Consider the following 25,905-nt stretch of genomic DNA (forward strand, 5'->3'; position numbering starts at 1 on the left):
AGCACCTTAATTGTTGTTGTGCAGTGCCTGGGCGCCGCTCGGCGCCCAGTGTCGGATAAAAGGCCCGGTCGGTCAGCGCCGCTGCACGCCGGGCAACACGCAGAGCATTTCGTACAGCAGGTTGGCGCCCAGCAACGAGGTGTTGCCGGTGGTGTCGTAGGGCGGGGAAACCTCCACCAGGTCGCCGCCGACCAGGTCCAGGCCCTGGCAGCCACGGATGATTTCCATCGCCTGGATGGTGGTCAGGCCGCCGATTTCCGGAGTGCCGGTGCCCGGCGCCCAGGCCGGATCGATGCCGTCGATGTCGAAGGACAGGTACACCGGGCCGCCGTCGACCTTGGCGCGCACCTCCTCCATCAGCGGGGCCAGCGACTGGTGCCAGCACTCTTCGGCCTGGACCACGCGGAAGCCCTGCTTGCGGCTCCAGTTGAAGTCCTCGGCGGTGTAGCCCTGGGCGCGCAGGCCGATCTGCACCACGCGCTGGCAATCGAGCAGGTCTTCCTCCACGGCGCGGCGGAAGGTGGTGCCGTGGGCGATCTTCTCGCCGAACATGTGGTCGTTGACGTCGGCGTGGGCGTCGATGTGTACCAGGCCGACCTTGCCGTGCTTCTTCTTGATCGCCCGCAGGATCGGCAGGGTGATGGTGTGGTCGCCGCCCAGGGTCAGGGGAATGATGCCGTGCTCGAGGATCTCGTCGTAGGCCTGCTCGATGATGCGGATGGCCTCGGCCATGTTGAAGGTGTTGATCGCCACGTCGCCGATGTCGGCGATGTTCAGCGAATCGAAGGGCGCGGCGCCGGTGGCCATGTTGTAGGGGCGGATCATCACCGACTGGGCACGGATCTCGCGCGGGCCGAAACGGGTGCCCGAGCGCAGCGAGGTACCGATGTCCAGGGGCACGCCGACGAAGGCGACGTCCAGCTGGCGCTTGTCCGCGGCGCTCTGGATATGCGGCAGGCGCATCATGGTGGCGATGCCGCCGAAACGGGGCATTTCGTTGCCGCCCAGGGGCTGGTGCAGGGTCTTGTCCATGGGAGGGCCTCAGGATCGTTGGGGGTGTCAGGAAGCGTTGGCCTGGATTCTTGGCCAGCGTGGCGACGGGAAAAATCGCTGAGGACAAAAACTTAGTTGTGAGATTTCTAAACTAAAGGCCGCCTCTGTAGGATGGGCCGAGCGCAGCGATCCCATGCCGGCAACGCGATGGATCACCGTGCTGCGTTGCTGTCCAATCCGACGAATCGCTGCGCGCGGCGCACCCTACGGTGGTGTAGGGTGCGCCGCGCGCACCATTGATGAATGCCCGAGCCGACGAGCACGCCATGAACAGCCCTCTGCCCGATCTCAAACTGTTGCGCATCTTCGTCGCCGTGGTGCGCCACCAGGGCTTCGCCGCCGCGCAACAGGAACTGAACCTGTCGACCTCGGCCATCAGTACCTATATGAGCCAGTTGGAGGCGCACCTGGGCATCACGCTGTGCCATCGCGGTCGCGGTGGCTTCAGCCTGACCAGCAAGGGCGAGCTGTTCTACCAGGAAACCCTGCGCCTGTTCGGCGAGCTGGAAGGCTTCGAGCGCTACGCTGCCGCGCTCAAGGGCGAGCTGCGCGGTACCCTCAACCTCGGCGTGCTGGACACCACCGTCAGCGACCCGGCGCTGCCGCTGGCCGAAGTGATCGGTGCCTACAGCCAGGAACACCCGGCCGTGCACCTGCACCTGTCGGTGATGAGTCCCTACGAGCTGCAGCTGGCGGTGCTGGAGAATCGCCTGGACCTGGCCATCAGTGCCTGCCCGTCGCGGATGAACGGCCTGCTCTACCAGCCGCTGTACCGCGAGCAGCACTGGCTGTATTGCAGCGAGCGGCATTCCCTGTTTGGCGAGCGGCGCATCCCGGCGGAGCTGGTCGCCCAGCAACGCATGGTCGGCCGTGGCTACTGGAGCCAGTCGGAGCTGGCGCGACACGGCTTCAAGCACAGTGCGGCGACCGTCGAGTCGATGGAGGCGCAGCTGATCCTGATCCTCTCCGGTGCCTATATCGGCTACCTGCCCGAGCACTACGCGCAGCCCTGGGTCGAGCAGGGGCGCCTGCGGGTGTTGCTGCCGTCGACCTTCGGCTACCAGGCGCCGTTTTCCCTGATCCTGCGTCGCGGGCGCTCCCGCGAGGCGCTGATCCAGGCCTTCCGTGACTTGCTCAAGGCCCAGCTGATTAGCCAATAGGCGCCGCCCCAAGCCTGCAGATTGCGCCGCTTCCCGGCCGGATGGACTTGCCGAGTTGCTTCGCAATCTGCAACGCAGATCGGCAAGTTGGCCGGTTCGGCATGCCTCGAATTCCCAGGTTGTTTATATAAGTAATTGAATTGTATAAATAAAATAAGTTGGCACGGCCCTTGAAAGAGCTCAGGTCAAGTGGGAACGGGTTCTCGCTTGATGAAGACACAACGTTCTGACCTTTGAGGTGTGCACCATGAAAACAATGAAAAAAGCGCTCGCTAACAAGAAGCAAGGCGGTTTCGTGATGACCAGCGAACTGGTGCTGATCACCACGACCATGGTCATCGGTCTGGTGGCCGGGATGGTCACTATGCGCGATGCGATCACCGCCGAGATGGAGGATGTCGCCGAGGCGATCGGCCAGCTCGATCAGTCCTACGAGTTCAACGGCATCACCAACTTCGAGGAGACCGCGGCGGTATCCGGCTCGGTGTTCGGTGACAACGTCGATACGGCCGCCGGCGACGGTGATGTCTTCACCTTCGTTGCGGCGGCGCCGATCGAAGGCGGCGGAGTAATCGTCAATTCCAACGGCGGGCAATCCGCGCAAGCGGTCGGCACCGTCTCCGCGCCTTGACGCGACCGGTTGACGCCAGCGCAGGCCCGGCCACTCGTGCCGGGTTCGCGCCAGCGTTCGGCGAGTCCAGACCTCGATGAGCAAGGGGGCAGCGCATGAAACGTAAATATTCCGGAAGCACCACGGCGGCCATGGCCATGTTCCTGGTCTCGGGGGTATTGGTCAGCGTGCTCGGCGCGCGCCAGGTCGAGCGGCACAACACCCAGGAAGTCTGGGGTATCAACGGCAACTGGCCGGTCGGCACCCAGCTTCGTGCCGAACTGCTGCGCAAGGTGCGGATCGACAAGGGCCAGCCGGGGATCGAGGACCCGCGCCTGCTGATCGGCAAGCGCTTGGCCAAGGACAAGCAGGATGGCCAGGCCATCCGTCCCTCGGAGCTGCATCAGCCGGAAAGATCCTGGCTGGCCCAGCAGATACCCGAGAGCAAGGTGCTCTATACCTTCACCCCGCGCAAAGGCTCGATACCCCACACGCAGCTGCGCAATGGCGATCGCTTCGATGTGCTGGTCACCGGGCGCAACGGCGTGCGCACGGTGGCCCGCGATGCACGGCTGATCGGTGCCCTGGCGCAAAGGACGTCGAGCCCCGGCGTGTCGACCGGGCTGAGCGCCTTGGCCCTGCCTGCGCTGGCGCAGGACAAGCCGGCGGTCGGCACGCCGCTGGTGATTGCCGTCGGGCCCGAGGAGGTCTATCCCCTGGCCAGCATCAGTCCGCGGGAGAAGGTCACCATCGTCCTGCACAGTGCCGGCGATGCCGACCCGGATCGCCAGCGTATCGAGCCGCAGCCCACCCATCGTCAGGTCGAACTGCTGTCCGGCCTCAAGCGGCGCAGGGTAACCGTAGAGTTGTGAGCTCCACGACTGCCCGCGGGGCAGTCATCTGGCCCGGCTGCGGCGACGTCCGCTGCCGGTGCTCGGCGTCTTGCCGGCCCGTGCTGCGGGTCCGGCCTCCAGTGGCTATTTCGCGGTTCTGACCCGCCAGCCCTTCGGCGCGAGCCGGATCGTCCCTCGTACCCTTCCTATCCCCCTCCCGCCGTTCTCCAATCGGGGCCGGCAGTTTCAATGCGCGAGCCACAGCTGCCAGGCCCGTCCCGGTCAGTAGCGGCCGACCGGTACTCCTCATTCCCCGCAACCGCCCGATCGTCGCCCTGGCGGCGTCGTTGTGCTGCCGCGCGCCGCGACCTGGCCCTTTGCCAAAGCATTCCGGTATTGCTTTGCATTTTGCGAATACACCGAAGCCATTTGCTTATGGATTTGATTCGGCTGAGTTTTAAGTTCTGTAAGTAATTGAAATAGATAGTAAAAAACAGAATTTAAAGGACTTGGTACGGGCTGTGCTTCAACCCCTCTGAGGCCGTCGCGTTTGCCCTCTTTGCAGTAGTCCAGGGCGTCGACGGGTAGGGCAGGCGATATCGACATCGCCGAGCCGTCACCAAACAGAGAGGTCCTGCAATGAGAACCGCCAGTCTGCTATTAGGCGTCTTCCTCGCCGGGTGTGCCGGGCAGGAACCGGCATCGCCGATGTCCGAGCACATGCATGGGTCGGCACGGCTCGGCCATGCCCCGGCGACCCTGGGCGCCTATGCCCATGACCGCGACCCACGGCAACTGGGGCAGCCCCGGCACTGGCCCTACAACCGCCCGCTGGACCGAGCCGCCATGGCGTTGCGTACCTGTACCGGGGGCACCGGCCACTATCAGTTGATCGCCCGGCTCAGCCCCTTCGACCACGATATCGGCGAGTTGCCCGCTGCCGAGCAGGGCGAGCTGGCGCTTCTCGCGCAGTCGCTTCTGGGTCAGCCCATGATCCCCAGCGTGCTGGTGGCCGGGCACACCGACTCCGCGGGGAGTGAGCGCTACAACCAGCAACTGTCCGAGCGCCGCGCGCGTGCCGTGGCCAACGTCCTGGCGCGACACGGCCTGCCCAGGGCGCACCTGCAGGTGGTGGGCTTCGGTGAGAACGCGCCCATGCACCCGCTGCTGGTCAGCGACGTGGCGCCCCTGAACCGGCGGGTGGAGCTGTTCACCTACCTGCCGCTCGAATCCACCGGCGCGCACGCCGCGCCTTGCCTGCAGGCCGTGCGGCCTGTCGCGGCGCAGCCGATGGCCGTGCCCACTACCGCCGAGGTGACGAAATGAAAAGCACGCGAAGCTGTTTGCTGTTGGCTTGCGCCACGGCACTGATCGGCCTGGTCATGCCCACGCCGGCCCAGGCCGGCCTGACTTTCGTCGAGGATGCCAGCGGGCGTCGCTCCGCCTCGTTCCGCGACCTGATCCAGTGGACCCACTCGCGCCTGCTGTTCGACAAGGAGCTCAAGCGCGTGGCGATCGGCCAGGAGAAGACCCTGGAGGTCGAGATCCTCGGCGGTCGTGAACTGCTGGTGCTGGCCAAGAGTGTCGGACGCACCACGCTGATCGTGTGGTATGCCGATGGCACCAGCGAAACCTACCTGTTCAGCGTCACCGAGGACCTGTCGGTGCTGCGCAGTGCCCTGCGCGACATCCATTCGGGCATCCGCCTGGAACCGGCGCCGGATCGCCCGGCCCTGGTGCTGCGTGGCAAGGTGCCGACGGTCGAGTACAAGATCGCCGCGGAAGCGGCCGCCCGCCACTACCTGGGGGTGCGCCAGCAGAGCGGTGCCGCGGCGACGGCGCCAGACCCGGCGCAGAACCTCTCCGATGCCCTGCAGATGGTGGTGGCCGCGCAGGACACCAGCCGGGCCGGCCGCAACGCTTTCCGCCTCGGTGCGCAAAGCCTCAATGCCGACAGCCGGGTGGCGGTGATCAACCTGATCCAGGTGCAGACCCTGCCCAAGAGCATGGAGGTGAAGATCCGCGATGCCATCGCCAGCCTCGGCGGCGGTGACGTGCGCATCCGCCGGGTGATGCAGGGCGATATCGCCAACGACTTCGCCGACACCCTGATCCTCGAAGGCGAGGTGCGCGACCAGGTGACGCTGACGCGGATACTCAACGTGGCCTCGCGCCTGTTCCTCGGCGATCAGGGGCTCGCCGGCGGGCTGTCGCAGGTATCGGTGGTCACCGACGAGTCCGGCGGCCTGCTCGACCAGCGTGGCTCGACCAAGGCGGCCGCCTCGCTGGTCAGTGGCCTGGACGGCGGCGCCGGCATCCACGACAACGACCTGCGGGCCAACGTCGGCCGGGCCAAGCTGCTGTCGCTGGCCAACGGCCGCCTGCTGTCGATGATCGAGGTGCGCGACCTGCCGCAGGTGCGGGTCTCGGTGCAGATCCATGAGGTCAACCGCAATCGTCTGCACAGCTGGCGTCCGGACCTGAGCCTGGTCACCCAGGGCTACAACAGCGAGGGCCTGTTCGGCCTCGGCGGCCTGGGCCAGATCCAGCCGGACAGCTCCACCGTGGAGAATGCCCTGCAGATCATCGGCGGTTCGCTGACCAACAACCTGCAGATCGGCAGCAGCCGCCTGGCCTTCGACCTGCTGTTCTCGCTGATGGAACAGGAAGGCATCGCCAAGACCCTGTCGCGACCGACGCTGATGGTGCTGGCCGGCGAGTCGGCGGTGTTCAGCGTCGGCGGCGAGGTGCCGGTGCCCACGGCATTCGCCCCGACCGGGCTGAAGAGCGGCGATGAAGTCGGCAACAACACCCCGGGGGTGTTCAGCGGCACCAGCTTCAAGTCCTTCGGCGTGCAGCTGAAGGTGCGCGCCATGGTCGACGAGAACGACCGCATCACCCTGGACGTCAATCCGACCGTGTCGGCGCCCGACACCCTGCTGACCCGGCAGATATCCGGCAGCACCGGCAGCAACCTCAACAGCACGGCCTTCAATACCCGCAGCATCAGCACCACCACCCGCCTGCGGGACGGCCAGCCGCTGATCCTCGGCGGCCTGGTCTCCAGCGAACAGTCGACCCAGGAGGACTTCACCCCCGGGATCAACGAGATTCCGCTGCTCGGGCGCCTGGCCGAGTCCTCCAGCGACAGCGGCCAGGACCGCGAACTGATCATCGTGGTGACCCCCACCCTGGTCCGCGAAACCCAGAGCGACGTGCACCTGTGGGCATTTCCTTCCCCCCTCGACCTGGCGCAGCGGGCCTTGCAGCCCGCCCTGCCGCGGGCTCGCCAAGAGGAGCAATAAGATGAATATCCAACTCGCATTGCCTATCGCCTTCGCCCTGGTCGTGCTCGGCGGCTGCGGCTCTCTCGGCCAGCAGCGCACCGAGGCGAACGAAGACCCGCATGTCCAGGTCGATCGGGTCCTGGCCCATTACCGCGCCACCCTGGCCAGCGGCGTGGCGTGCCAGAGCGCCACCCAGGGGTGGAGCGAGCCGGTCGACTGCGAAGGCCTGTTGCGCGAAACCATGCAGCTGTACGCGAATTTTCCGCACAACGAACGGGTGATCATGCTGGCGGCCCTGATGGCCTATCAGTCCGGACGCGCGCCCCAGGCCGCCTACCTGCTGGACCAGCTGCTGGGCGGCCACAAGCCGCGCCCCGAGGCCGCCGTGTTGCGCAGCCGGATCGCTCTGGAGGAGGGCAACCTGGCCCTGGCGCGGACCCTGCTCAAGCAGCAGATCCGCCTCAACCCGCGGCATCCGCAGCTGTACGAGACCCTGGCGGCGGTGCAGTACCTCGACCGCCAGTACGCCGGCGCCCTGCACAGCCTGAGCATGTCCGAGCGGGTCGGCGCGCCTGGCTGGCGGGCGGCCTATCACCGCGGGCTGATCTACGAGCAGCAGAATCGACGCGACGCGGCCTGCCAGCAGTACCGCCTGGCAGCCGCCGGCAATCCGCAGTTCCTGGCCCCGGAGAGCCGCCTGGTCAGCCTGTCTGGCGGCGCCGCCTGCGGCTCGCCGTCCGCGACGCTGGGAGGCTAGCGCCATGGAGATCAACGACCGCGAAGTGGCGGATGTCGATCTGCGCCGTCTGCGCCAACTGCTCCATCAGCGCCTGATCGACTCGCTGGAGATGGGCGAGAACGAGATGTTCGCCGACAGCGCTGCCCTGCGTGGGAGGATCGATGGCCTGATCGAGCGCCTGGAGAGCGACCTCGGCAAGCCCATCGAGGCGAGCCGTCGCCTGGTGCTGGGCGAGGAGGTGTTGCAGGAGGTGCTCGGGCTGGGGCCGCTGGCGCCGCTGATGATCGACCCCGGGGTCTCCGACATCCTGATCAACGGCCCGCACGAGGTCTGGGTCGACCGCCGCGGCCAGCTCAGCAGGACCGCCCTGGAGTTCGACAACGAGGGCCATTTGCGGCGCTTTCTCGATCGTCTGGTCGCCGCCCAGGGCAAGCACCTGGACAGCAACTGCCCGGCGGTGGACGCGCGGCTGCCCGACGGCAGTCGCCTGCACGCGATGATTCCGCCGCTCTGCGCCAAGGGGCCGGTGGTGTCGATCCGCCGCTTTATCGAGGCCCAGGACGGCGCCGAGGCGCTGGTCGACAACGCCATGCTCAGCCAGCCGATGCTCGAGCTGCTGGGGCTGGCGGTCGATGCCGGGCTGAACATCCTGATCGCCGGTGGCGCCGCCGCGGGCAAGACCACCCTGCTCAACGGCATCTCGCAGTTCATCCCGGCCGGCGAGCGGGTGATCACCATCGAGGAGTCGGCCGAGCTGCAGCTGCGCCATCCCCATGTGGTGACCCTGGAGGCGCGCCAGGGCAACAGCGAGGGGCGCGGCCAGGTGGACCTGCGCATGTTGTTGCGCAATGCCCTGCGCATGCGTGCCGACCGTATCATCGTCGGCGAGGTGCGCGGCCACGAGGTGTTCGAGATGCTCCAGGCGATGACCGTGGGGCACGACGGCAGCCTCTCCACCGTGCACGCCAACAGCCCCAGCGATGCCCTCAAGCGCCTGGAGTCGCTGGCGTTGCTGGCCGATGTCGGCCTGCCGCGTGAAGCGATCCGCGAGATTATCGGCTCGGCCGTGCAGCTGATCGTCCAGGTGGCGCGCTTTCGCGATGGCAGCCGCTGCGTCACCAGCATCGGCGAGGTACTCAGTGACCAGGGCCGTCTGCGGGTCCGTGAAGTCTTTCGCTTCCAGCCTGCGCCGCTGGTGGCGCAGGGCGACGCGGAGCCCGGGGCGGCCTTGAATCGCCGCGGGTGTCACTTGCCGGGCGCGCAGCCGCCGATTTTCTTGGCGTCCCTGGGCCAGCGCGGCTATGCCGTGCCGGCCAGCCTGATGGCGCTGTACCCGGCGACGGGCGAGGAGGTCGGGCATGGCTGAGATCTTTCTCTGGCTGCTGGCCGGGGGCGGCCTGCTGCTCTCCGCGGGCATGCTGCTGCGGCGCCTGGCCGGAGCCGCGCCAGCCCGGGAGCTGGCGCTGCTGACGCCGCCGAACGAGGGCTTCGCCGGCCTGCAGGTCAAGCTGCGGGTTCTCAATATCCAGCTGCGGCCGCTGCTGTTCATCGCCGGCCTGCTGCTGAGCAGCGTGGCGGTGTGGGTCATCTTCCTCAGCCTGTTTCCCGCGCAACTGGGTTTGTCGGTGGTCGCCGGCCTGGCCTTTCTGCCGGTCAGCCTGCTGCTGATGAATGATCTGGTGGCCTGGCGCTCACGGCTGTTCGAGACGGCTCTGGTCGATGTGGTGGACCTCATGCATGCCGCGGCAGCAGGCGGCACGCCACCCCTGCCGGCGCTGCAGGTGGCCGCCGAGGCCTCCCAGGGCTTCGTGCGCAAGGCGCTGGAAGACATCGTGCGGCGCATCCGCCTCGGCGCCTCGGTCGATGAAGCCTGCAAGCCGCTGCTGAGCCTGTACGCCAGCGAGGGGGTCAGGCTGTTCGCCAACACGCTGTCCTCGCGCTGGCACGCCGGCGGCGACTTCGAGGGGTTGCTGCGGGCTTTGGGCAGCATCCTGCGCGAGCGCAGCTTCTACCGCCAGCGTCTTCAGGGACAGCTCTCGGGCGCCCGCTATGGGCTGCTGTTTGCAGCGTTCTTTCCCTACATCCTGATTCCCTTCTTCATGTGGAAGGAGCCCGGCTGGCTGCTGCCGCTCACCGAGCACCCCCGGGGACCGGCACTGGTGCTGGGGGCGTTGCTGTGCCAGATCCTCGGTTTCCTGTGGATGCGACGAATTCTGAGGAGTGACGAATGATGAGCGGACTCTGGTTCGATGCGGCCCTGCTGGTCGCCCTGATGCTCTGCCTGGGGCTGGTATTCGTACTCCAGCGTCAGGAGCTGAGCCTGACCGAGGAGGCTCTGCTGCGCGATCCCGGGCGCCAGCCGGGGCGTCTGGCGCGCTGGCTGTTTCCGGCGCGGCTGATTCGCCAGGCCGGGATCATGCCCGGTCGGCTGCGGCTGCTGTACTGGCCATGCAAGTTGGCGCTGGCGGTGCTGCTGCCCCTGGCCCTGCTGGAGTGGCACGGTCCCTGGAGCCATTGGCCGGTCCTGCTCGTGGCGGCCATCGTCGGCTGTTTCGCCTTCGACCTGTGGCTGTACCGCCGCCGCCAGCGCCGGCGCGTGCGTATCCAGCAGACCCTGAGCTTCTTCGTCGACCTGCTGTGCGCCTACCTGTCTTCCGGCTCTGCCTTGGCCCAGGCCTTCGAGCATGCGGCGCGCTTCGGTTTCAAGGCCGATCACCCGTTGGCCCGCGAGGCGATGCTGGTGTGCGCCGAGCTGAATGCCGGGCAGTCGCTGCGCAAGGCCCTGCAGGGCATGGGCCAGCGCACCGGGGTGCAGGAGCTGCGCCGCCTGTCCGCGGTGTTCGAGGTGGGTGCCCAGGTCGGCGCGCCGATCCTGCAGACCCTGGAGAAGCAGTCGCAGATTCTGCTGGAAAAGCAGCGCGCGCGGGCCGCCCAGGTGCTCAACCGGAAAAGCATGGAGATGCTCTTTCCGCTGGGCCTGGTGTGCCTGCCGATGTTCCTGGTGCTGGTGATATTTCCGGCCGGCGTGCAGCTGTACGACACCGTGCAGATTCTCAAGCACCTGCTGTGAGTGGCATGCGGCCGAATCCGACAACTGCAGAGGAGAACGATCATGCAGAGCCCAAGCGCTGCGCCCCATCGGCAAGACGCCGGCATGGCCCGTGGGCCGCGCAAGACCCAGGGCGGCTTCGTCATCACCGTCGAGCTGCTGTTGCTGATCACCATCCTGGTGCTGGGCACCCTGGTCGGCATCGTGGCGATTCGCGATGCCCTGGTTAAACGCTATGTCAGCCAGCAAGCGCAGAAGGCGATCGTGGTCGATGCCCAGGGCAAGGTGCTGGGCGAGGCTGCCGATTTCGACGAACACGATGCGCCCCGCCTGTTCTATATCGACCGCAGCCAGGCGAACAACTTCCGCACCCTGGTCGGCATCCGCGACGATCGCTTCACCAGTCGCGAGCCGCTCTACTATGCCGGCAACAGCTGCGAGGGCGATCCCTGTATCAAGACCGTCAGCGACGAGCTGAGCGACAACAACGGTGTCGACGCTGTGTCCGGCTCGGGCAGCGTCAGCTATTTCAACGCCCTGCAGGGGCAGCCCAACTATGCGGTAGGCCAGGGTGCCAGCGGTTTGCCCGGAGCGCTGTTCCGCGAGACGGCGCAGAGCTGCCCGATCGCCGCCGCCGACATCGGCTCGCGCTGGATCTCGCAGAAGGTGGTGTCGGGCAAGCCCTGCGAGGCGTTCAGCCTGGGCGACAGCAGCACCGAGCCGGCCTACAGCGCCTGCCTGGTCTCGGCTTTGCAGCCCTGCGACTGCCCGGCCGGGTACGAGGACGAGGGCGATGTACTGGCCAACTACCTGCCGGCGATCAACAGTCTCCTGGACACCACCCTGGTCACCCTCAACTCGGCGCTGTTGCTGAGCGGCCAGCAGCTCGATCCCATCGAGGTCGGCACCCTGTGCTGCCCCCAGGCGATGTCGCTGCAGGAGTCCGATCTGGTCGATGCGGCGGTGTACGCGGCGATCACCCAGGTGCTGGACACGGCCAGTCTCGACAAGAAACTCAGGAAGACCCTGGATCAGCTGCTGGCGCCGTTGCAGACTGAGATCCTCTGCGAATCCTTCGTCCAGCTGAAGGCCACCGAGCCGGTCGCCGATCCCAGGGACCCGACCCGCAACGCCCTCGAGGCCTTCACCGCACCCTTCCGGGTGAATCTGCCGAGCGTTGCCGGCGACAGCGCCTGGCGCAGCGTAGCGCCGACCGGGGAGGGCACCTTCGCCCCCTGAGTCCGGCCGCCACCAGCGTGCGCGCCCAGCTCTGGGCGCGCATTGTCGTGTTCGACCGCTGGGTTCTGCCGGTGCCGCCCGTCTGTTCCTCGGTGTCCATTCAAGCCGGTAATCCCATCCCTTCCGCCGTTCGTGGCGGCTGTCTTGCCGAGTGCCGCAGCGGCCGGCGGCTCGCCGCGTCGAGCCATCGGCGCCGGCTTTCGCGGGCCCGGCTGCTGCATCGACATTCGCGCTCCGCTGCGCGTCGGGACTCGCCTTACCCTCGCCGGCCGATGGGCCGGAATCGTCGCGGCTGGCGCTTGGCCGTCGATGCGGACACCGCTTCCGGGCGCGATCAGCTTCTGCTGCCGGCCTTGGGGGCGTAGCGTCGGCGCGAATCTAGCCAGCTGGCGGCGCAATGGCGAAGGCGTCGCAGGGCGGGGCGGGAGTGAGCGTCGGGCGTTCGGGTACGGTCGGGGCAGGGGGAGGGCGAGCAGGGCTTGGAATGGCCGGCGCCGCAGAAGGCGCGAAGCGGAAGGGCAGCGCCAGGGGCATGGCCGGATGCAATGCGGGCGCCCGACGGCCCCGGTGGATGCCGCCGGAGGGTTACACGAGCGGCTGCGGCTCGAGGAACTGCTGCTCGATAGCGCTGGCGCTCATCGGCCGGCCGGTCAGGTAGCCCTGGATCAGCTGGCAGTTGCGGGCCCGCAGGTAGCGCAACTGGGCTTCGGTCTCGACGCCTTCGGCCACCAGCGTCAGGTCGAGGGAGTGACCCAGGGCGATGATGGCATCGACGATGCTGTGTGCCTGGGTATCATCGCTGATGTCCATGACGAAGGCCCGGTCGATCTTCAGGATGTCGATGGGGAAGGTCTTGAGCATGCTCAGGGACGAGTAGCCCGTGCCGAAGTCGTCGATCGCGATGCGCACCCCCCGCGCGCGGATGCGCTCCAGGGTCGCGAGCACGTGCTGCTGTTCGACCAGCACGCTCTCGGTGATCTCCAGCTCGATCGCGTTGGGCGAGACCTGCATGCGCTCCAGCAGGCGAAAGAGTCGCTGCTCGATATTGCGTTGATTGAACTGGTGCGCCGATACGTTCACGGCGATGGGCGCAATGGCGTGATCGCTGGCCTGCCAGAGGCGGCTCTGCAAGCAGGCCTTTTCCAGTATCAGCTCGCCCAGGGGCAGGATCAGCCCGGTTTCCTCGGCCAGCGGGATGAACTCGGCGGGGGATATGCTGCCGAGCTCCGGGTCGTTCCAGCGGGCCAGTGCCTCCACGCCCTTGAGCGTGCCGCTCGCCGCGCACACCTTGGGCTGATAAACCAGCTCCAGCTCGCCATGGCTGATGGCCCTGCGCAGGGCCGCTTCCAGATACAGGGCCCGTTCGCTCTGCTGCTCGAATTCCGGGGTGTACAGCACGGTTTCCGGGCTGCGCTGGCGGCTGGCCTTGTGCGCGGCCAGCCCACTCATCTTGAACAGCTGCTCGATGTTGCCTTGACCGGCGGTCTGGATGGCGGCACCGGAGTACACCGGCAGGCAGAACTCGTAGGTGTCGACCTGGATCGGTTGCTCGAACGAGGCGTTGATCCGGCGTATCAGGTGCTTGAGTTGCAGGTGCTCGGCGGAGTCCCTGAGCAGGACGTGAAACTCGGCATCGCTGGTGCGGGCAATGAACGGCAGGCTCTTGGGCCGGTGTTCCTCGTACTGCTGATTGGCGTCCAGCGCGGCGAGCAGTTTGTCGGCCGTCACCTTCATGAGCTTGTCGGCCAGCTTGGCGCCGACATTGTTTCTGATGCTCGAATAGCTGTCGAAGCGCAGCTGCAGCACACACAGGCTGTTATCCAGGGTCGCGTCGAGGTGGCGTTGGGCGACCTGCAGGAAGCAGGCCTGGTTGGGCAGGCCGGTCAGGCCGTCGATCAGCGACAGCCGTTCGATGTGGCGTTGCTGGCGGGCCTGGTTGGTGGTGTCGCGCAGCATGCAGATAACCTCGTCAGGGCCGCAGGCCACCAGGCGCACTTCGAACACGTTGTCGTCCATGCCGCCGAGCTGCAACGGCAGGGCGTCGCCCTGCAGCGCCTGTTGCAAGGCCTGGGCAGGGTCGAACTGGGCGATGCCGGCGAATACCTGATGAATCGGATCGCCGATGCACAGGCGGGCCTTGAGCAGCGCCGGCATGCGCTCGGGGACCTTCGCCGCCTGCAGCAGGCCCTCGGCGTCGAAGCGCAGTATGCAGTCCGGAATGGCATGCAGCAGGGCGGCCTGGCTGGCACGCTCCTGCTCCAGTGCCGCGTGGTTGCGCTGCGCCTGGACGATGTGGCGCAGGCGCTTGGCCAGTACCTTGGCGCTCAACGGCTTGGTCACATAGTCGGTGGCGCCGACCTCGGATGCCCGGTTGATCGAGTCCAGGTCCTCCATGCCGGTGAGCATCACCACCGGCGTCTGTGCCCGCCCTGGCAACTGCTTGAATTTTTCGCAGGCGGTGAAGCCATCCATGCCGGGCATGCGCACGTCCATCAGGACGATGTCGAAGTTCCGCTCCCGGGCCAGCGCCAGGGCCTGGCCGCCGTCGCCGGCTTCGCTGATCTCGAGCCCCTCGTGGGTCAGGGACAGCTGCATGTGCATGCGGATCAGTTCGTCGTCGTCGACGACCAGGACCGACAGGCGCTCCTCGGCTTGCGACTCGAGTGGCGCTGCAAGTTCGTTTGATTCGTCCATGATCGTCTCCCGTGGTTGGGTCTATTGCCCAGGTAGTCAGCCAGAAGCATGCCAAGTCATCGATTCACCCAGGATAGGCGGCCGTTCCTGCCGTCAGGCGCGGCCGAGTCGCTGGGCTGAGGCTGGCTCAATTGCAAAATGGCTCCGAAGTGCTGGGTTTCTTTGCAAAATGCGAAGCGTCATGCGAAAAAACCTTGGCCCAAGCACTCAAATCGCCCCGGTGACGCCTGATTTCCAATCTGGTCCCTATATTGCTTTCTCCTATTCGCAAGACAGCGTTCCTTGCGTAATGACAGTGCTGGATGACGCATTGAGCCCTGCAGCCGCTGTGCAAGAGGACCGGCCATAGATGCCGGTCCGGCAGCGCTAAACCGTTCCCCCATGGAGGCAGAGGTCATGACGCTTTTGAAACTAATGGACGAGGCGATCCTCACTCGCCTGGCCGCAGAAACGTCCGATGCCATGCTCGAGCGCATGATCGGCATGTTTGTCAGCGAGGCGCAACGGCGCATGGACGCCATCAACGCGAACCTGGCCAGCATGGATTGTCACGGCGTCGAGGACCAGGCCCATGCCCTCAAGAGCAATGCGGCCACTTTCGGCGCCGCGCAGCTGTCGGCGCTGGCGCGGGAGATCGAGTCGGCCTGCAAGCGCATGGACGGGGAGTTGGTCATGCAGCTCATGCCGCAGATCAACGATATAGTGCGTGACACTCTGGCGGCCTATCGCCAGCGCTTCAACATTCCCCAGCCGGTGTAGTGGAGAGCACAGATGCGCGAGCGTGTAGGAAACACCTCAATCCTGCTGGTGGAGGACAGCCTGCCGCTGGCCACCCTCTATCACGAGTACCTGAGCGCGCAGGGCCATCAGGTGGTGCATGCGGCCGACGGCGAGCAGGCATTGCAGGCGCTGGGCAGCCAGCGCTTCCATTTGGTCCTGCTGGACCTCAGCCTGCCGGACATGCATGGCTTTGAGGTGCTGCGTTTCGTCAACGAGCAGCGCATCGATGTGTCGGTGGTGGTGGTGACGGCCAACGATTCGGCCGAGGTGGCCATGGATGCGGTGCACCTGGGGGCGGTGGATTTTCTGACCAAGCCGATCGACGCCAGCCGCCTGCTGGTGACGGTCAACAATGTGCTCAAGCAGCATCACCTGGCGGACCTGCTCGACAGCTATCAGCAGCGCTACGAGCGCGACAGCTTCGAGGGTTTGGTGGGCGCCTCACCGGTGATGCAGGGCGTCTACCGGGTGATCGAGAACGCCGCGTCGAGCCGCGCCAGTATCTTCATCACCGGCGAGAGCGGTACCGGCAAGGAACTCTGTGCCGAGGCCATCCACCGGCGCAGTGATCGCAGCGGCAAGCCGCTGATCACCATCAACTGCGCGGCCATTCCGCGGGACCTGATGGAGAGCGAGATATTCGGCCATATGAAGGGCGCGTTCACCGGCGCCCATGCCGAGCGAGACGGCGCGGCGACGCTGGCCGACGGCGGTACGCTGTTTCTGGACGAACTGTGTGAAATGGACCTCGAACTGCAGAGCAAGCTGCTGCGCTTCATTCAGTCCGGCACCTTCCAGAAGGTCGGCTCCAGCGTCAGCCAGCAGGTCGATATCCGCTTCGTCTGCGCCACCAACCGCGACCCGTTGGACGAGGTGCGCGCCGGGCGCTTTCGCGAGGATCTGTACTATCGCCTGCACGTCATCCCGCTGCGCCTGCCGCCTCTGCGCGAGCGCGGCAATGACTGTCTGCTGATCGCGCGCAAGCTGCTGCGCGACATCTGCGAGCGTGAGGGCAAGGCCTTCGCCGGCTTCTCCCGGGAGCTGGAGGCGATCATGCAGGCCTACCCGTGGCCGGGCAATGTGCGCGAACTGGAAAACGTCATCATGAACATGGTGGTGCTGGGCGAGGGCACGGAGCTGACCGCCGCCATGCTCCCCGAGTCGCTCGATACCCGCCTGCAGGTTGGCGCCGTGAAGGCCTCGGGCGTCGCGCCGGAGCCCGCCGGCCCGGCAGCCACCGGCGCGTTCGACCGCCGGAGAGCGGACGACGAGATCCGCCCGCTGTGGCTGGAGGAAAAGCGCATTATCGAGCGCGCCATCGACATCTGCGGCGGCAACCTGCCCAAGGCCGCAGCCCTGCTGGAAGTCAGCGCCTCGACCTTGTATCGCAAGCGTCAGGCCTGGGAGAAGTCGGCGACCGAGCCAGTGCCCGGCTAGGTTCCTGGCAAAGTGCATTGCAAATTGCAAAGCACTTTGCGATGCCGTGGGGCTTGGTGAGGGCCGGAGGGCCCTTGGGTTTGAACCGGCCGGCTTTCTCCGCTAGTCGGGCATCCTTATAAATCTTTTACATTTCAATGGCTTGAGCTTGCAGCGAGTCTCTCGGCGAGGTCCTGTGGGCGCTTTCCGCAGCTCAGCGGCCGGGCGCGGGGCGCAGATTGCAAGCTGGCCTGCATCTTGCGATGTCTCTTCCAGGAATCAGGAGACCTGTCCCATGACCCAGAATGGCAACCCTGCGGCAAACAGTTCGCCAGCGCTTGGCCCCAGTCACCGCTGGTGGCAGAAATGGGTGGCGGCCGCCTTGCTGGCGGCCCTGTTTGCAGGCAGCGCGCTGGTCGCTCTGCGCACCCACTATCAGGACGACTTCCTGGCCAGTCATCTGGCCCAGGAGCAGGTGGTCCTGCAGGAGCTGTCGATCGTCCGCGCGCAACTCGAGTCCTACCTCAATGGCGACCTCTATCAGGTCAAAGGCCTGATCGGCCTGCCGATCGCCAACCAGCGGGTCAACGAGAAGCAGTTCGCGCGTATCGCCGCAGAATTGGCCGGCAATGATCAGCAGATCATGAGCCTGCAGTTGGCGCCGAACGGCATCGTCACCCATGTCTGGCCCTATGAGCAGAACAAGGGCGCGATTGGCCACGATCTGCTGGCCGACCCGCAGCGCCGCGTCGCCGCGAACCGGGCGATCGAGAGCCGTCAGCTCTGGGTGGCCGGGCCGGTCGAATTGATCCAGGGCGGCGTCGCGATCATTGGCCGTTATCCGATCTTCGTCGACGACACCGAGTCGGCAGGGGAGCGCTTCTGGGGGTTTGCCACCGTGCTGATCGACTGGAGCTCGGTGGTGGCGCGGGCCCGGCAGGCAGTCGGCGCCACCAGTGGAATCGAGATCGCCATTCGCGGCAAGGACGGCCTCGGTGCCGCCGGCGAGCAGCTCTATGGCCAGCCGGAAGTATTCACCGACTCGCCGATCACCATGGACGTGGTCCTGCCCGGCGGTGTCTGGCAGTTGGCCGGTGTGCCGGCGCAGGGCTGGATCACCTTCGCCGATCACAAGGTGGAACAACGCTTGCTGCTGCACGTGGTAGTGATTTTGCTGGCGCTCGGCTTCTACGCCCTGCTGCGCCTGCCGGTGCGCCTGCGGCGCATGGTCGAGGAGGCCACCTTCAACCTGCGCCAGAGCGAGAACCGCCTGGTCGATGCCATCGAAGCGATCCCCGATGCCTTCGCCATCTTCGATGCGAGTGATCGACTGGTGCTGTGCAACGCCAATTTCCGCCGTGTCTACCAGCGCAGCGAGGCCGCCATCGAGCCCGGCGCCACCGCGAGCAGCCTGATCGAGTACGGCATCGCCCACGGCCAGTACGCCGCCGGCGAGGGCGACCAGGCCTTGTCCGAGCTGCTCAGGTCCAAGCTGGAGCTGCATGGCAAGGCCGAATCCCACTACGAGGAACACCTGAGCGACGGCCGGGTGCTGCGGGTCATCCAGCGGCGCATGCGCGATGGCGGCCTGGCGGGCATCCGGGTCGACATCAGCGATCTCAAGCGCAAGGAACACGAGCTCGTTGAAGCCAAGCGCCAGGCCGACGCCTCCAATGAGGCGAAGAACACCTTCCTGGCCACCGTCAGCCACGAGTTGCGCACCCCCTTGAATGTGGTGATCGGTGTACTGACGGCCTTGCAGTCATCCACCAGGCTGGGGGAGGTGGAGCAGGAGCGGGTCAAGGTCGCCAATCGATCCGGCAAGCACCTGCTGGCCCTGGTCAACGAGATTCTCGACCTGTCCCGCGTCGAGTCGGGCAAGCTGGAGCTGCAGCACAGTGCCTTCGATTTCGCCGGGCTGATCAACCCGGCGCTGGACTTCGCCCGCAGCGGCTGCGAGCAGAAGGACCTGCAGTTCCTCTACGAGGAAGGGCCCGGGGTGCCGCGACATTGCCGGGGTGACAGCGTGCGGGTGCGCCAGGTGCTGTTCAACCTGCTGTCCAATGCCATCAAGTTCACGCCATCCGGCACCGTGCGCTTGACGGTCGAAGCCAGTGCGCCGACGGACGGGCGAACGGCCCTGACGTTCTGCGTGGACGACTCCGGGCCGGGGGTCGCCGAAAGCATGAAGCCCCTGCTGTACAAGGCCTTCGCCCAGGGTGACGCCTCTCTGGTGCGCCAGCATGGCGGCGCCGGGCTTGGCCTCGCCCTGTCGAAGCGCCTGGCACGGTTGATGGGGGGCGACATCGAGGCCGGCGATTCCCCCCTGGGTGGGGCGCGATTCACCCTGAGCCTGACCCTGGAGTGTGTTTCCGGCGAGAGCGGCGCCATGGCGGAACAGCGCCTGAGCCGGGAGCCTGTGAGCCACAGCCCGCGACGCGTGCTGACGGTGGACGATTCGCCGACCAATCAGCTGGTCATCGAATGCCTGCTGGACGGCACGGGGTATGAGTTGCACTGCGCCGATGGCGGTGCACAGGCCATAGAGCGGGTCCAGGAGCAGGCCTTCGACCTGATCCTGATGGATATTTCGATGCCCGAGATGGATGGCGTCGAGGCGACCCGGCGGATTCGCGAGCTGCTGGGTGAGGCTTGTCCGGTGGTGGTGGCGGTGACGGCGCACTCCATGGCCGGCGACCGGGAGTACTACCTGACTCGGGGCATGGATGGCTTCATCACCAAGCCGATCGACAAGCAGGAGCTGATCCGCACCATCGAGGCGGCAGGCGCCTGAGGGCGTCGCGGCGGATCGCCGTCGGGATTCCTGATGGCCCCGTCCGCCGCGGCGGAGGGCGGCCAGTGGGGGCGGCCTTGTGGCACACTGCGCGGCCAAGGAGATACCGATGCCACGCCCCCATTGCCCCCGCTGCAGCCGTCCGCTCGAGCGCTGCCTATGCGCCCTGATTCCTCGGCTCGACAGCCGCACCCGCGTGCTGATTCTGCAGCACCCCAGCGAGGTCCGACATGCCTTGAGCACCGCGCGCCTGGCGGCGTTGGGCCTGAGCAATGCCGAGTTGCGGGTGGGCGAGGTGTTCGACGACCTGCCGGCGCTGCTGGGGCAGGCGGGTTATCGGCCGTGTCTGCTGTTCCCGGGGGAGGCCGCCGCGCCCCTGGCACAGTTCGCCGCGGCGGCGCAGGGGCTGCCGCTGCTGCTGGTGGTGCCGGATGGCACCTGGCGCAAGGCGCGCAAGCTGCTGCACCTCAATCCGCCGCTGGCGGCGCTGCCCAGGGTGACCCTGCCGGCGGGCCTGCATTCGCGCTATCGCCTGCGCAAGGCACCGATGCCGGGCGCGCTGTCCACCATCGAGGCGATAGTCGAGGCGCTGGACATCCTCGAGGCGCCGGCCCGCTTCGACGCGCTGCTCAAGCCATTCGAGGCGCTGATCGAGGGGCAGATCGCCGCCATGGGTGAGGAGACCTTCAGGCGCAATCATCTGCGCGACTGAGCTACCGCCCGCCGCGAGATGACTCGCCATCTGCGTACCTTCTAAGCGGCCCGCTCAGTCCGATTGTCCGGACATCTCCGTCAGCGTGGCCGTATCCGTTCGACCAGCAGGCTGCCGTCGTTGCGCAGGCGCCCGCGCACCTGCACGTAATCCCCTGGCTTGGGCGAGTGCTGCAGCCGGGTTGCCGCATTGACCCTGAGTACCAGGTCATCGAGGCGCCAGTCAGCCCGCAGTGTGCCGTGCAAACGTACCCTGGCGCCGCTGGGCATGGGCGCAGGCTTGCCCTCGGCGTCGCGGGCGCCCTGGTTGATCCAGTCGACGATCAGGGCGATGTCCTGTGCATCGAGGTAGGGCGGGCCGTCGTACGGCATGCGGGGGCGCGCCTGGCCGCGGATTCGCCGCACCAGTTCGCTGGCCTCGGCCGCGCCCGGCACCACGCGGGCGCGTTCGTCGTGGGCCAGCGTCTCCGCGTAGGAGGTCAGCCGATAGCCTTCGGGGGCCGGGCCCATCAGTCCTTGTGCGGCGTGGCACTTGGCGCAGCGGCCGATGAGAATCGCCTGCACCTGGCGGTAGTCCACTGTGCTCTTGGGCTCGGGCGCAGGTGAGCTGGTCGCCTCGGTTGCAGCCTGCGATGGGGAGGCGCCGAGCAGCGACAGCAGCAGGCCGAGCGCGAGCAGGCTGGCAGGTTGCTTGGGCATGGCTGGCGGCCTCGCGACGGCATTGGCGATACCTTGAAGACTAGCGGCAATGGCTACAAGGCCGGGGCGCGGGGCCGGTGCTATTCCGCGCCAGCCTGTGCGCTGCCCGCTTGCCGCGGTGGCTTGCGGCGCAGTAGCGGGAAGGCGACCAGGGCAAGCCGCAGCCAGCGCCGCCAGTTGCCGCGCCGCACCCCCAGGGTCGCCAGCAGCAGGGCGCCGCCGGCCACCCAGAGCGGCGCGTTGCTATCGCGCAATTCTTCGCGCCAGTGCTGGCTGAAGTATCGCGCCTGGCGCACCGGTTGCAGCAGTACCAGGGTTTCGTGGCGCAGCTCCTGGCGATGCATTTCCAGGCGCAGGCGCAGCATGGCCTTGCGCAGTTCGCTGCGCGAGGCCTTGGCAGGCAGTTCGGTCAGGCTCATGGCAGCAATTGCTCGCGGTCGCGGGCCAGCTCTTCGAGGCTGGCGCTGAAGGGCGCAGGGGCCGTGCGCAGGCGGTGCAGCAGAGCGAACAGGCAGGCCAGCAGGCCGACGCCGTAGAAGGCGCACAGGGCGATGATCACAGTCAGGCGGTGGCTGTCCCAGAAACCGATCACCAGCGCGGCCGACAGGCCGATCAGCAGCAGCAAGCCGAACACCAGGCCCAGGCCCGTCAGCACCAGCAACTGCAGGCTGAGGCTGCGTTGTTCTTTGAGTTCTTCGCCGAACAGCGCCAGGTGGCCATGCAGCAAACCGAGCAGGGCGCCGCCAAAGCGCCGCGGCGAGGGACCGCGGCCGGGCGCGGAAGGTGACGCATCGTCCATCTCGTCTCTCATCAGCGACGGGAAATCAGCATGCCCAGCAGCAGGCCGATGGCGGCGGCTATGCCCAGCGTCTGCCAGGGGTGGGTCTGCACATAGCCTTCGGTCGCCTCGACGGCCGCCTTGCCGCGTTCACGCAGGGAGTCTTCGGCATCGTTCAGGGTGCTGCGGGCACGCCCCAGGCTGGTGCGGATCTGTTCGCGCAGCTCCTCGGCCTGCTCGCCGGCCAGACTGGCGGAGTGTTGCAGCAGTTTTTCCGTGTCGCGAACCAAGGCCTGGAACTCGTCGAGCAGCTCGTCTTGGCTGGATGAATTGGCACTCTTGCGGGGCATGGGTCTCTCCTTGGACGGGTGAGTGTAAGGGCTTCGAGTCCCCAGGCGGGGCCAGGATCCCCCGGATAGGGCAGGCGTAATACCTGGTACTGCGGTTTCAATTGCTGGTACAGCCTTTGCAAAGTCTTGGTGCGCGCCCTCTGCCGGTTGCTCCCTTATGGAGCCTTCAAGGACTTGGCCTGGATGCCGGGGTGCATGGGTAAATTATTAATAAATAAAGAATTAGTACCTTGACTGGGTTCGTCCGCGCGCCATTTTGGCGCCGTTCGATATCGCTGAGGCTGGATTTGGTTGGCAGTCGTGCTCCTCGATGGTGCGCCATGCGTCGGGTCTGGTCCAGTTTGGTGCTTTTTCCCTGACTTCGGAGTGTCCTTCGCTGATGGAAGACATCAATAGCGCCGTAGAAACCCTGATTCACGGCTCAAATACCCTGTTCATCCTGCTCGGCGCGGTGATGGTGCTGGCCATGCATGCCGGCTTCGCCTTCCTCGAAGTGGGTACCGTGCGGCAGAAGAACCAGGTCAACGCCTTGTCGAAGATCATCTCCGACTTCGCGGTCTCGGCCCTGGCCTATTTCTTTATCGGCTACTGGGTCGCCTACGGGGTGACCTTCCTCGAGCCGGCCAGTGTGCTGACCCAGGAGAACGGCTATGCCCTGGTCAAGTTCTTCTTCCTGCTGACCTTTGCCGCGGCGATTCCGGCGATCATCTCCGGTGGTATCGCCGAGCGCGCCAAGTTCGGTCCGCAACTGTGCGCCACCGTATTGATCGTAGCCTTCGTTTATCCATTCTTCGAGGGCATGATCTGGAACGGCAACTACGGCGTGCAGGCCTGGCTGGAGGGCACTTTCGGCGCAAGCTTCCATGACTTCGCCGGCTCGGTGGTGGTGCATGCCGTGGGTGGCTGGCTGGCCTTCGGCGCGGTGCTGCTGCTGGGGCGCCGCGACGGACGCTATCGGGACGGGCGGCTGGTGGCGTTCGCGCCGTCCAACATTCCATTCCTGGCCCTCGGCTCGTGGATCCTGATCATCGGCTGGTTCGGCTTCAACGTGATGAGCGCGCAGACCCTGGGCAGCGTCAGCGGCCTGGTGGCGGTCAACACCCTGATGGCGATGGTCGGCGGCACCGTGGCCGCGCTGCTGGTCGGCCGCAACGACCCGGGCTTCCTGCACAACGGCCCGTTGGCCGGCCTGGTGGCGGTGTGCGCCGGCTCCGACCTGATGCACCCAGTCGGCGCCCTGGTGACCGGCGCGATTGCTGGTGCGCTGTTCGTCTGGGCGTTCACCGCGACCCAGGTGAAGTGGAAGGTCGACGACGTACTCGGCGTCTGGCCCTTGCACGGCCTGTGCGGCGCCTGGGGCGGCATTGCCTGCGGCATCTTCGGTCAGCAAGCGCTGGGCGGCCTGGGCGGCGTGAGCCTGGCCAGCCAGCTGATCGGCACGGCGCTGGGCGTACTGGTGGCGCTGATTGGTGGCTTCCTGGTCTATGGCGTGCTCAAGGCTCTGCTGGGCATTCGCCTGACTCAGGAGGAGGAGTACTACGGCGCCGACCTCTCGATACACAAGATCGGTGCCGTCAGCCAGGACTGATCGATCTTCCCTGCAGCCCAAAAGCCCGGCACAACGTCCGGGCTTTTTTGTGCCGCATCGCGCTCGGGCAGGATGCAACTGCCCGAGCGACGCGGCTCAGCGCCGGCGTTTGAGGGCGGCGGAAGCGGGCGCTGTCTCGGTTGCCAGGTATTGACCGGCGCAAGCCCAGGCTGGGGCGAGCGCAAGGGCAGCGACGTGCGCGGCCTGATGCTAGACTGCTTTTCTTGTGATTTTTGGACGCCAACGCATGCTTCCTGAATGCCAACTGTTCGGTACCCTTGGTTGCCATCTGTGCGAAGTGGCCGAGGCGCTGCTGATGCCGTTCGTCGAACACGGCTTGCTGGTGGAGCTGGTGGATATCGCCGATCAGGAGGAGTGGGTCGAGCAGTACGGTTTGCGAATACCGGTACTGCGCCGTTGCGATACCGGTGCCGAGCTTGATTGGCCGTTCGATGGCGAGCAGGTCGTGGCGTTTCTGCGTTGACGGCCAGCCACTGATGAACGCCCGTGAGCGAGGCGCCCGAGAGGAATAAGGCACCGGGCTGGTAACCCAGGCCGGCCTGTAGATAGTTGTTAAAGGGGGAAAGATTCACTGATGAGTGAGGTGATGGGGGACGCGTTTTCGCTGCTGTTGTTCCGCCTGCACAGCGGCCGGCTGCTGGGGATCAACCTGCTGAAGGTCAATGAGATCGTCGAGTGCCCGGCGCTGACCAAACTGCCTAATCGTCATCCTCATGTGCTCGGGATTGCGACACTGCGTGGCGCGGCGCTGAACGTCATCGACCTGGCGCGAGCGATAGGCGAGGTGGGGCATGGCGACAGTCGGGACGGCTGCTTGATCGTCACCGAGCTCAGTCGCTCCCGCCAGGGACTGTATGTGCAGCGTGTCGAGCGCATCGTCCAGTGCTCGACTCGCGATGTGCGCCCGCCGCCAGCAGGTACTGGGGCTAAAGCCTTCATCACTGGAGTAACCCAGATCGATGGGGCCATCGTGCAGATTCTCGATGTCGAAAAGGTGCTGCATGAGCTCGCTCCCGCGATGCCGGGAGAGCTCGATGATCAGCAGTTGTCCGATGCCGACCGCCGGTTGCTGGCAGGCCGTCGCGTGTTGGTGGTGGATGACTCCCAGGTCGCCTTGCAACAGACCTTGGTTACTCTGCGCAAGCTCGATCTCGACTGCCAGGCGGTACGCAGTGCCGCTGCGGCCATGGACCTGTTGCTGACTCAGCAGCATGCCGGGGAGCCGATAGAAGTGCTGGTTTCCGATATCGAAATGCCGGAGATGGATGGCTATAGCCTGGTGCGGGAAATTCGCCGGAACGCGATCATTGGCCAGACCTATGTGCTGCTGCACACCTCGCTGGACAGCACCATGAACACCGAGAAAGCACGCGCGGTCGGTGCCAATGATGTGCTCACCAAGTTCTCCGCTGTCGATTTGAGCAAAGCGCTGTTGCGCGCCTTCCAGCAGCTGGCCTGACTGTTCGGGCCGAATCAGCTCTACCTAGGGGTATCAGCCGGCGGCTGGTGCCCTTTGGCGCCTCCGTACTCACATCAAGCCTCAGGTTCGAACTCTTCCGGACAAGGGCGGCGGGATGAGCAGGGTGCAGAAACAAGAAAGCCCGCACAGGGCGGGCTTCTTGGGGTGTTTCGTAGACAGCTTGAGACTGCTAGAAACTGGGATTTGGTCGGAGAGACAGGATTCGAACCTGCGACCTTCTCGTCCCGAACGAGACGCGCTACCAAGCTGCGCTACACTCCGATAGGGCGAAATTGTACTGAAAAACATTTGCTGCACAAGGGGTTAGGCTAAATTTTTTTGCCTGACGAGACGAAAGGATCGGTGCTTTTGTCCCGTCAGGCGTCGGCCCGGGACCAGTCGGCCGAGCGCAGCGACTGCTCAGAGCTCGTGGATGGTGCTGACCTGGTCCTTGTTCACTTTGGCGCGCGTGCCGTCGAGTTGCTCGAATTCGTAGAAGCCCGATGCCGCATCGTAGTGTGGCTGGTCCCGAGTCTGCAGTTCGCGGCCATCGTTCAGGGTGATCACCGAGGGCGAGGTGCATCCGGCCAGCGTTGCCAGGCCCAGGGCCAGTAGGATTGCCGGGAAGGTCCGTCGACTCATGGG

General features: G+C 66.1%; 24 protein-coding genes and 1 tRNA gene. 17 read left to right on the top strand and 8 right to left on the bottom strand.

Annotation, left to right across the window (positions count from 1 at the left end):
• Window positions 1–72: 72 nt before the first annotated feature.
• Window positions 73–1,032: an agmatinase gene (gene speB, locus LPB260_RS27590; RefSeq protein WP_208709138.1), complete on the bottom strand. Its 960-nt coding sequence runs from the start codon at window positions 1,030–1,032 to the stop codon at window positions 73–75.
• A gap of 287 nt (window positions 1,033–1,319) precedes the next feature.
• Between speB and LPB260_RS27595 the strand changes: the two genes are divergently transcribed.
• From LPB260_RS27595 to LPB260_RS27640, 10 genes are all read left to right on the top strand, one after another.
• Window positions 1,320–2,213 carry a LysR family transcriptional regulator gene (locus tag LPB260_RS27595; RefSeq protein WP_208709140.1) on the top strand — a complete coding sequence of 298 codons (894 nt, stop codon included), beginning with the start codon at window positions 1,320–1,322 and terminating at the stop codon, window positions 2,211–2,213.
• 247 nt (window positions 2,214–2,460) lie between these two features.
• Window positions 2,461–2,844, top strand: coding sequence for a hypothetical protein (locus LPB260_RS27600; protein WP_208709142.1), 384 nt, complete (start codon window positions 2,461–2,463; stop codon window positions 2,842–2,844).
• 95 nt (window positions 2,845–2,939) lie between these two features.
• On the top strand, window positions 2,940–3,695 hold the full coding sequence (locus tag LPB260_RS27605) for a hypothetical protein (RefSeq protein WP_208709144.1): 756 nt from the start codon (window positions 2,940–2,942) through the stop codon (window positions 3,693–3,695).
• A gap of 600 nt (window positions 3,696–4,295) precedes the next feature.
• The gene (locus LPB260_RS27610) at window positions 4,296–4,982 is read left to right on the top strand and encodes an OmpA family protein (protein WP_208709146.1); all 687 of its coding nucleotides are present in this window, start codon (window positions 4,296–4,298) and stop codon (window positions 4,980–4,982) included.
• Window positions 4,979–6,961, top strand: a complete 1,983-nt coding sequence (locus tag LPB260_RS27615) for a pilus assembly protein N-terminal domain-containing protein (protein ID WP_218281517.1) — start codon at window positions 4,979–4,981, stop codon at window positions 6,959–6,961. The genes LPB260_RS27610 and LPB260_RS27615 overlap by 4 nt, the downstream gene beginning before the upstream one ends.
• A 1-nt stretch (window position 6,962) precedes the next feature.
• Entirely contained in the window at window positions 6,963–7,700 is a 738-nt protein-coding gene (locus LPB260_RS27620; protein WP_208709148.1) for a M48 family metallopeptidase, read from the top strand.
• A 4-nt stretch (window positions 7,701–7,704) separates the two neighbouring features.
• Window positions 7,705–9,048 (top strand): CpaF family protein, encoded by a 1,344-nt coding sequence (locus LPB260_RS27625; RefSeq protein ID WP_208709150.1) that lies wholly within the window; start codon window positions 7,705–7,707, stop codon window positions 9,046–9,048.
• Window positions 9,041–9,913 (top strand): type II secretion system F family protein, encoded by an 873-nt coding sequence (locus LPB260_RS27630; RefSeq protein WP_208709153.1) that lies wholly within the window; start codon window positions 9,041–9,043, stop codon window positions 9,911–9,913. The genes LPB260_RS27625 and LPB260_RS27630 overlap by 8 nt, the downstream gene beginning before the upstream one ends.
• A complete protein-coding gene (locus LPB260_RS27635; protein WP_208709155.1) occupies window positions 9,910–10,752 on the top strand; it encodes a type II secretion system F family protein in 843 nt (280 codons plus the stop codon). Before LPB260_RS27630 ends, LPB260_RS27635 begins: the two co-directional genes overlap by 4 nt.
• A 42-nt stretch (window positions 10,753–10,794) precedes the next feature.
• Window positions 10,795–11,970 carry a hypothetical protein gene (locus tag LPB260_RS27640; protein ID WP_208709157.1) on the top strand — a complete coding sequence of 392 codons (1,176 nt, stop codon included), beginning with the start codon at window positions 10,795–10,797 and terminating at the stop codon, window positions 11,968–11,970.
• 585 nt (window positions 11,971–12,555) lie between these two features.
• On the opposite strand, the gene LPB260_RS27645 is transcribed toward LPB260_RS27640, so the two are convergent.
• Complete coding sequence (locus tag LPB260_RS27645; RefSeq protein WP_208709159.1) at window positions 12,556–14,664, bottom strand: bifunctional diguanylate cyclase/phosphodiesterase; 2,109 nt, start codon at window positions 14,662–14,664, stop codon at window positions 12,556–12,558.
• 396 nt (window positions 14,665–15,060) lie between these two features.
• Here LPB260_RS27645 and LPB260_RS27650 point away from each other — a divergent pair, with 396 nt between their 5' ends.
• The 4 genes from LPB260_RS27650 to LPB260_RS27665 all read left to right on the top strand — a co-directional run bounded on the left by LPB260_RS27650 (window position 15,061) and on the right by LPB260_RS27665 (window position 20,366).
• Entirely contained in the window at window positions 15,061–15,423 is a 363-nt protein-coding gene (locus LPB260_RS27650; RefSeq protein WP_208709162.1) for an Hpt domain-containing protein, read from the top strand.
• Window positions 15,424–15,435: 12 nt separating this feature from the next.
• Window positions 15,436–16,881 (top strand): sigma-54 dependent transcriptional regulator, encoded by a 1,446-nt coding sequence (locus tag LPB260_RS27655; RefSeq protein ID WP_208709164.1) that lies wholly within the window; start codon window positions 15,436–15,438, stop codon window positions 16,879–16,881.
• A 274-nt stretch (window positions 16,882–17,155) separates the two neighbouring features.
• Window positions 17,156–19,654, top strand: coding sequence for a response regulator (locus tag LPB260_RS27660; protein WP_208709166.1), 2,499 nt, complete (start codon window positions 17,156–17,158; stop codon window positions 19,652–19,654).
• A 109-nt stretch (window positions 19,655–19,763) separates the two neighbouring features.
• Window positions 19,764–20,366, top strand: a complete 603-nt coding sequence (locus LPB260_RS27665; RefSeq protein ID WP_208709168.1) for a tRNA-uridine aminocarboxypropyltransferase — start codon at window positions 19,764–19,766, stop codon at window positions 20,364–20,366.
• Between the two features lie 80 nt (window positions 20,367–20,446).
• Here LPB260_RS27665 and LPB260_RS27670 read toward each other — a convergent pair whose 3' ends face one another.
• From LPB260_RS27670 to LPB260_RS27685, 4 genes are all read right to left on the bottom strand, one after another.
• Window positions 20,447–21,064, bottom strand: a complete 618-nt coding sequence (locus tag LPB260_RS27670) for a c-type cytochrome domain-containing protein (RefSeq protein ID WP_208709170.1) — start codon at window positions 21,062–21,064, stop codon at window positions 20,447–20,449.
• A gap of 80 nt (window positions 21,065–21,144) precedes the next feature.
• Window positions 21,145–21,483: a hypothetical protein gene (locus LPB260_RS27675; RefSeq protein ID WP_208709172.1), complete on the bottom strand. Its 339-nt coding sequence runs from the start codon at window positions 21,481–21,483 to the stop codon at window positions 21,145–21,147.
• Complete coding sequence (locus LPB260_RS27680; RefSeq protein ID WP_208709174.1) at window positions 21,480–21,863, bottom strand: phage holin family protein; 384 nt, start codon at window positions 21,861–21,863, stop codon at window positions 21,480–21,482. The genes LPB260_RS27675 and LPB260_RS27680 overlap by 4 nt, the downstream gene beginning before the upstream one ends.
• Window positions 21,864–21,874: 11 nt before the next feature.
• Window positions 21,875–22,192: a YqjD family protein gene (locus LPB260_RS27685; RefSeq protein WP_208709176.1), complete on the bottom strand. Its 318-nt coding sequence runs from the start codon at window positions 22,190–22,192 to the stop codon at window positions 21,875–21,877.
• Between the two features lie 379 nt (window positions 22,193–22,571).
• Between LPB260_RS27685 and LPB260_RS27690 the strand changes: the two genes are divergently transcribed.
• The 3 genes from LPB260_RS27690 (at window position 22,572) to LPB260_RS27700 (ending at window position 25,260) form a co-directional block, all read left to right on the top strand.
• Window positions 22,572–23,780 carry an ammonium transporter gene (locus LPB260_RS27690; RefSeq protein WP_208709178.1) on the top strand — a complete coding sequence of 403 codons (1,209 nt, stop codon included), beginning with the start codon at window positions 22,572–22,574 and terminating at the stop codon, window positions 23,778–23,780.
• A 247-nt stretch (window positions 23,781–24,027) separates the two neighbouring features.
• Window positions 24,028–24,264 carry a glutaredoxin family protein gene (locus LPB260_RS27695; RefSeq protein ID WP_208709180.1) on the top strand — a complete coding sequence of 79 codons (237 nt, stop codon included), beginning with the start codon at window positions 24,028–24,030 and terminating at the stop codon, window positions 24,262–24,264.
• 111 nt (window positions 24,265–24,375) lie between these two features.
• Window positions 24,376–25,260 carry a chemotaxis protein CheV gene (locus LPB260_RS27700; RefSeq protein WP_208709182.1) on the top strand — a complete coding sequence of 295 codons (885 nt, stop codon included), beginning with the start codon at window positions 24,376–24,378 and terminating at the stop codon, window positions 25,258–25,260.
• A 205-nt stretch (window positions 25,261–25,465) separates the two neighbouring features.
• On the opposite strand, the gene LPB260_RS27705 is transcribed toward LPB260_RS27700, so the two are convergent.
• Window positions 25,466–25,542 (bottom strand) — tRNA-Pro (locus LPB260_RS27705).
• Window positions 25,543–25,680: 138 nt separating this feature from the next.
• Complete coding sequence (locus tag LPB260_RS27710; RefSeq protein WP_208709184.1) at window positions 25,681–25,902, bottom strand: YgdI/YgdR family lipoprotein; 222 nt, start codon at window positions 25,900–25,902, stop codon at window positions 25,681–25,683.
• Window positions 25,903–25,905 lie beyond the last annotated feature (3 nt).

This window comes from Pseudomonas sp. LPB0260 (assembly GCF_013388395.1).

Coding starts and splice junctions, on each gene's coding strand:
- LPB260_RS27625 (WP_208709150.1), top strand. CDS start 7,705: ATGGAGATCAACGACCGCGAAGTGGCGGATGTCGATCTGCGCCGTCTG.
- LPB260_RS27690 (WP_208709178.1), top strand. CDS start 22,572: ATGGAAGACATCAATAGCGCCGTAGAAACCCTGATTCACGGCTCAAAT.
- LPB260_RS27600 (WP_208709142.1), top strand. CDS start 2,461: ATGAAAACAATGAAAAAAGCGCTCGCTAACAAGAAGCAAGGCGGTTTC.
- LPB260_RS27645 (WP_208709159.1), bottom strand. CDS start 14,664: ATGGACGAATCAAACGAACTTGCAGCGCCACTCGAGTCGCAAGCCGAG.
- LPB260_RS27655 (WP_208709164.1), top strand. CDS start 15,436: ATGCGCGAGCGTGTAGGAAACACCTCAATCCTGCTGGTGGAGGACAGC.
- LPB260_RS27640 (WP_208709157.1), top strand. CDS start 10,795: ATGCAGAGCCCAAGCGCTGCGCCCCATCGGCAAGACGCCGGCATGGCC.
- LPB260_RS27665 (WP_208709168.1), top strand. CDS start 19,764: ATGCCACGCCCCCATTGCCCCCGCTGCAGCCGTCCGCTCGAGCGCTGC.
- LPB260_RS27650 (WP_208709162.1), top strand. CDS start 15,061: ATGACGCTTTTGAAACTAATGGACGAGGCGATCCTCACTCGCCTGGCC.
- LPB260_RS27710 (WP_208709184.1), bottom strand. CDS start 25,902: ATGAGTCGACGGACCTTCCCGGCAATCCTACTGGCCCTGGGCCTGGCA.
- LPB260_RS27670 (WP_208709170.1), bottom strand. CDS start 21,064: ATGCCCAAGCAACCTGCCAGCCTGCTCGCGCTCGGCCTGCTGCTGTCG.
- LPB260_RS27700 (WP_208709182.1), top strand. CDS start 24,376: ATGAGTGAGGTGATGGGGGACGCGTTTTCGCTGCTGTTGTTCCGCCTG.
- LPB260_RS27660 (WP_208709166.1), top strand. CDS start 17,156: ATGACCCAGAATGGCAACCCTGCGGCAAACAGTTCGCCAGCGCTTGGC.
- LPB260_RS27675 (WP_208709172.1), bottom strand. CDS start 21,483: ATGAGCCTGACCGAACTGCCTGCCAAGGCCTCGCGCAGCGAACTGCGC.
- LPB260_RS27685 (WP_208709176.1), bottom strand. CDS start 22,192: ATGCCCCGCAAGAGTGCCAATTCATCCAGCCAAGACGAGCTGCTCGAC.
- LPB260_RS27635 (WP_208709155.1), top strand. CDS start 9,910: ATGATGAGCGGACTCTGGTTCGATGCGGCCCTGCTGGTCGCCCTGATG.
- LPB260_RS27695 (WP_208709180.1), top strand. CDS start 24,028: ATGCTTCCTGAATGCCAACTGTTCGGTACCCTTGGTTGCCATCTGTGC.
- LPB260_RS27610 (WP_208709146.1), top strand. CDS start 4,296: ATGAGAACCGCCAGTCTGCTATTAGGCGTCTTCCTCGCCGGGTGTGCC.
- LPB260_RS27630 (WP_208709153.1), top strand. CDS start 9,041: ATGGCTGAGATCTTTCTCTGGCTGCTGGCCGGGGGCGGCCTGCTGCTC.
- LPB260_RS27615 (WP_218281517.1), top strand. CDS start 4,979: ATGAAAAGCACGCGAAGCTGTTTGCTGTTGGCTTGCGCCACGGCACTG.
- LPB260_RS27595 (WP_208709140.1), top strand. CDS start 1,320: ATGAACAGCCCTCTGCCCGATCTCAAACTGTTGCGCATCTTCGTCGCC.
- LPB260_RS27605 (WP_208709144.1), top strand. CDS start 2,940: ATGAAACGTAAATATTCCGGAAGCACCACGGCGGCCATGGCCATGTTC.
- speB (WP_208709138.1), bottom strand. CDS start 1,032: ATGGACAAGACCCTGCACCAGCCCCTGGGCGGCAACGAAATGCCCCGT.
- LPB260_RS27620 (WP_208709148.1), top strand. CDS start 6,963: ATGAATATCCAACTCGCATTGCCTATCGCCTTCGCCCTGGTCGTGCTC.
- LPB260_RS27680 (WP_208709174.1), bottom strand. CDS start 21,863: ATGGACGATGCGTCACCTTCCGCGCCCGGCCGCGGTCCCTCGCCGCGG.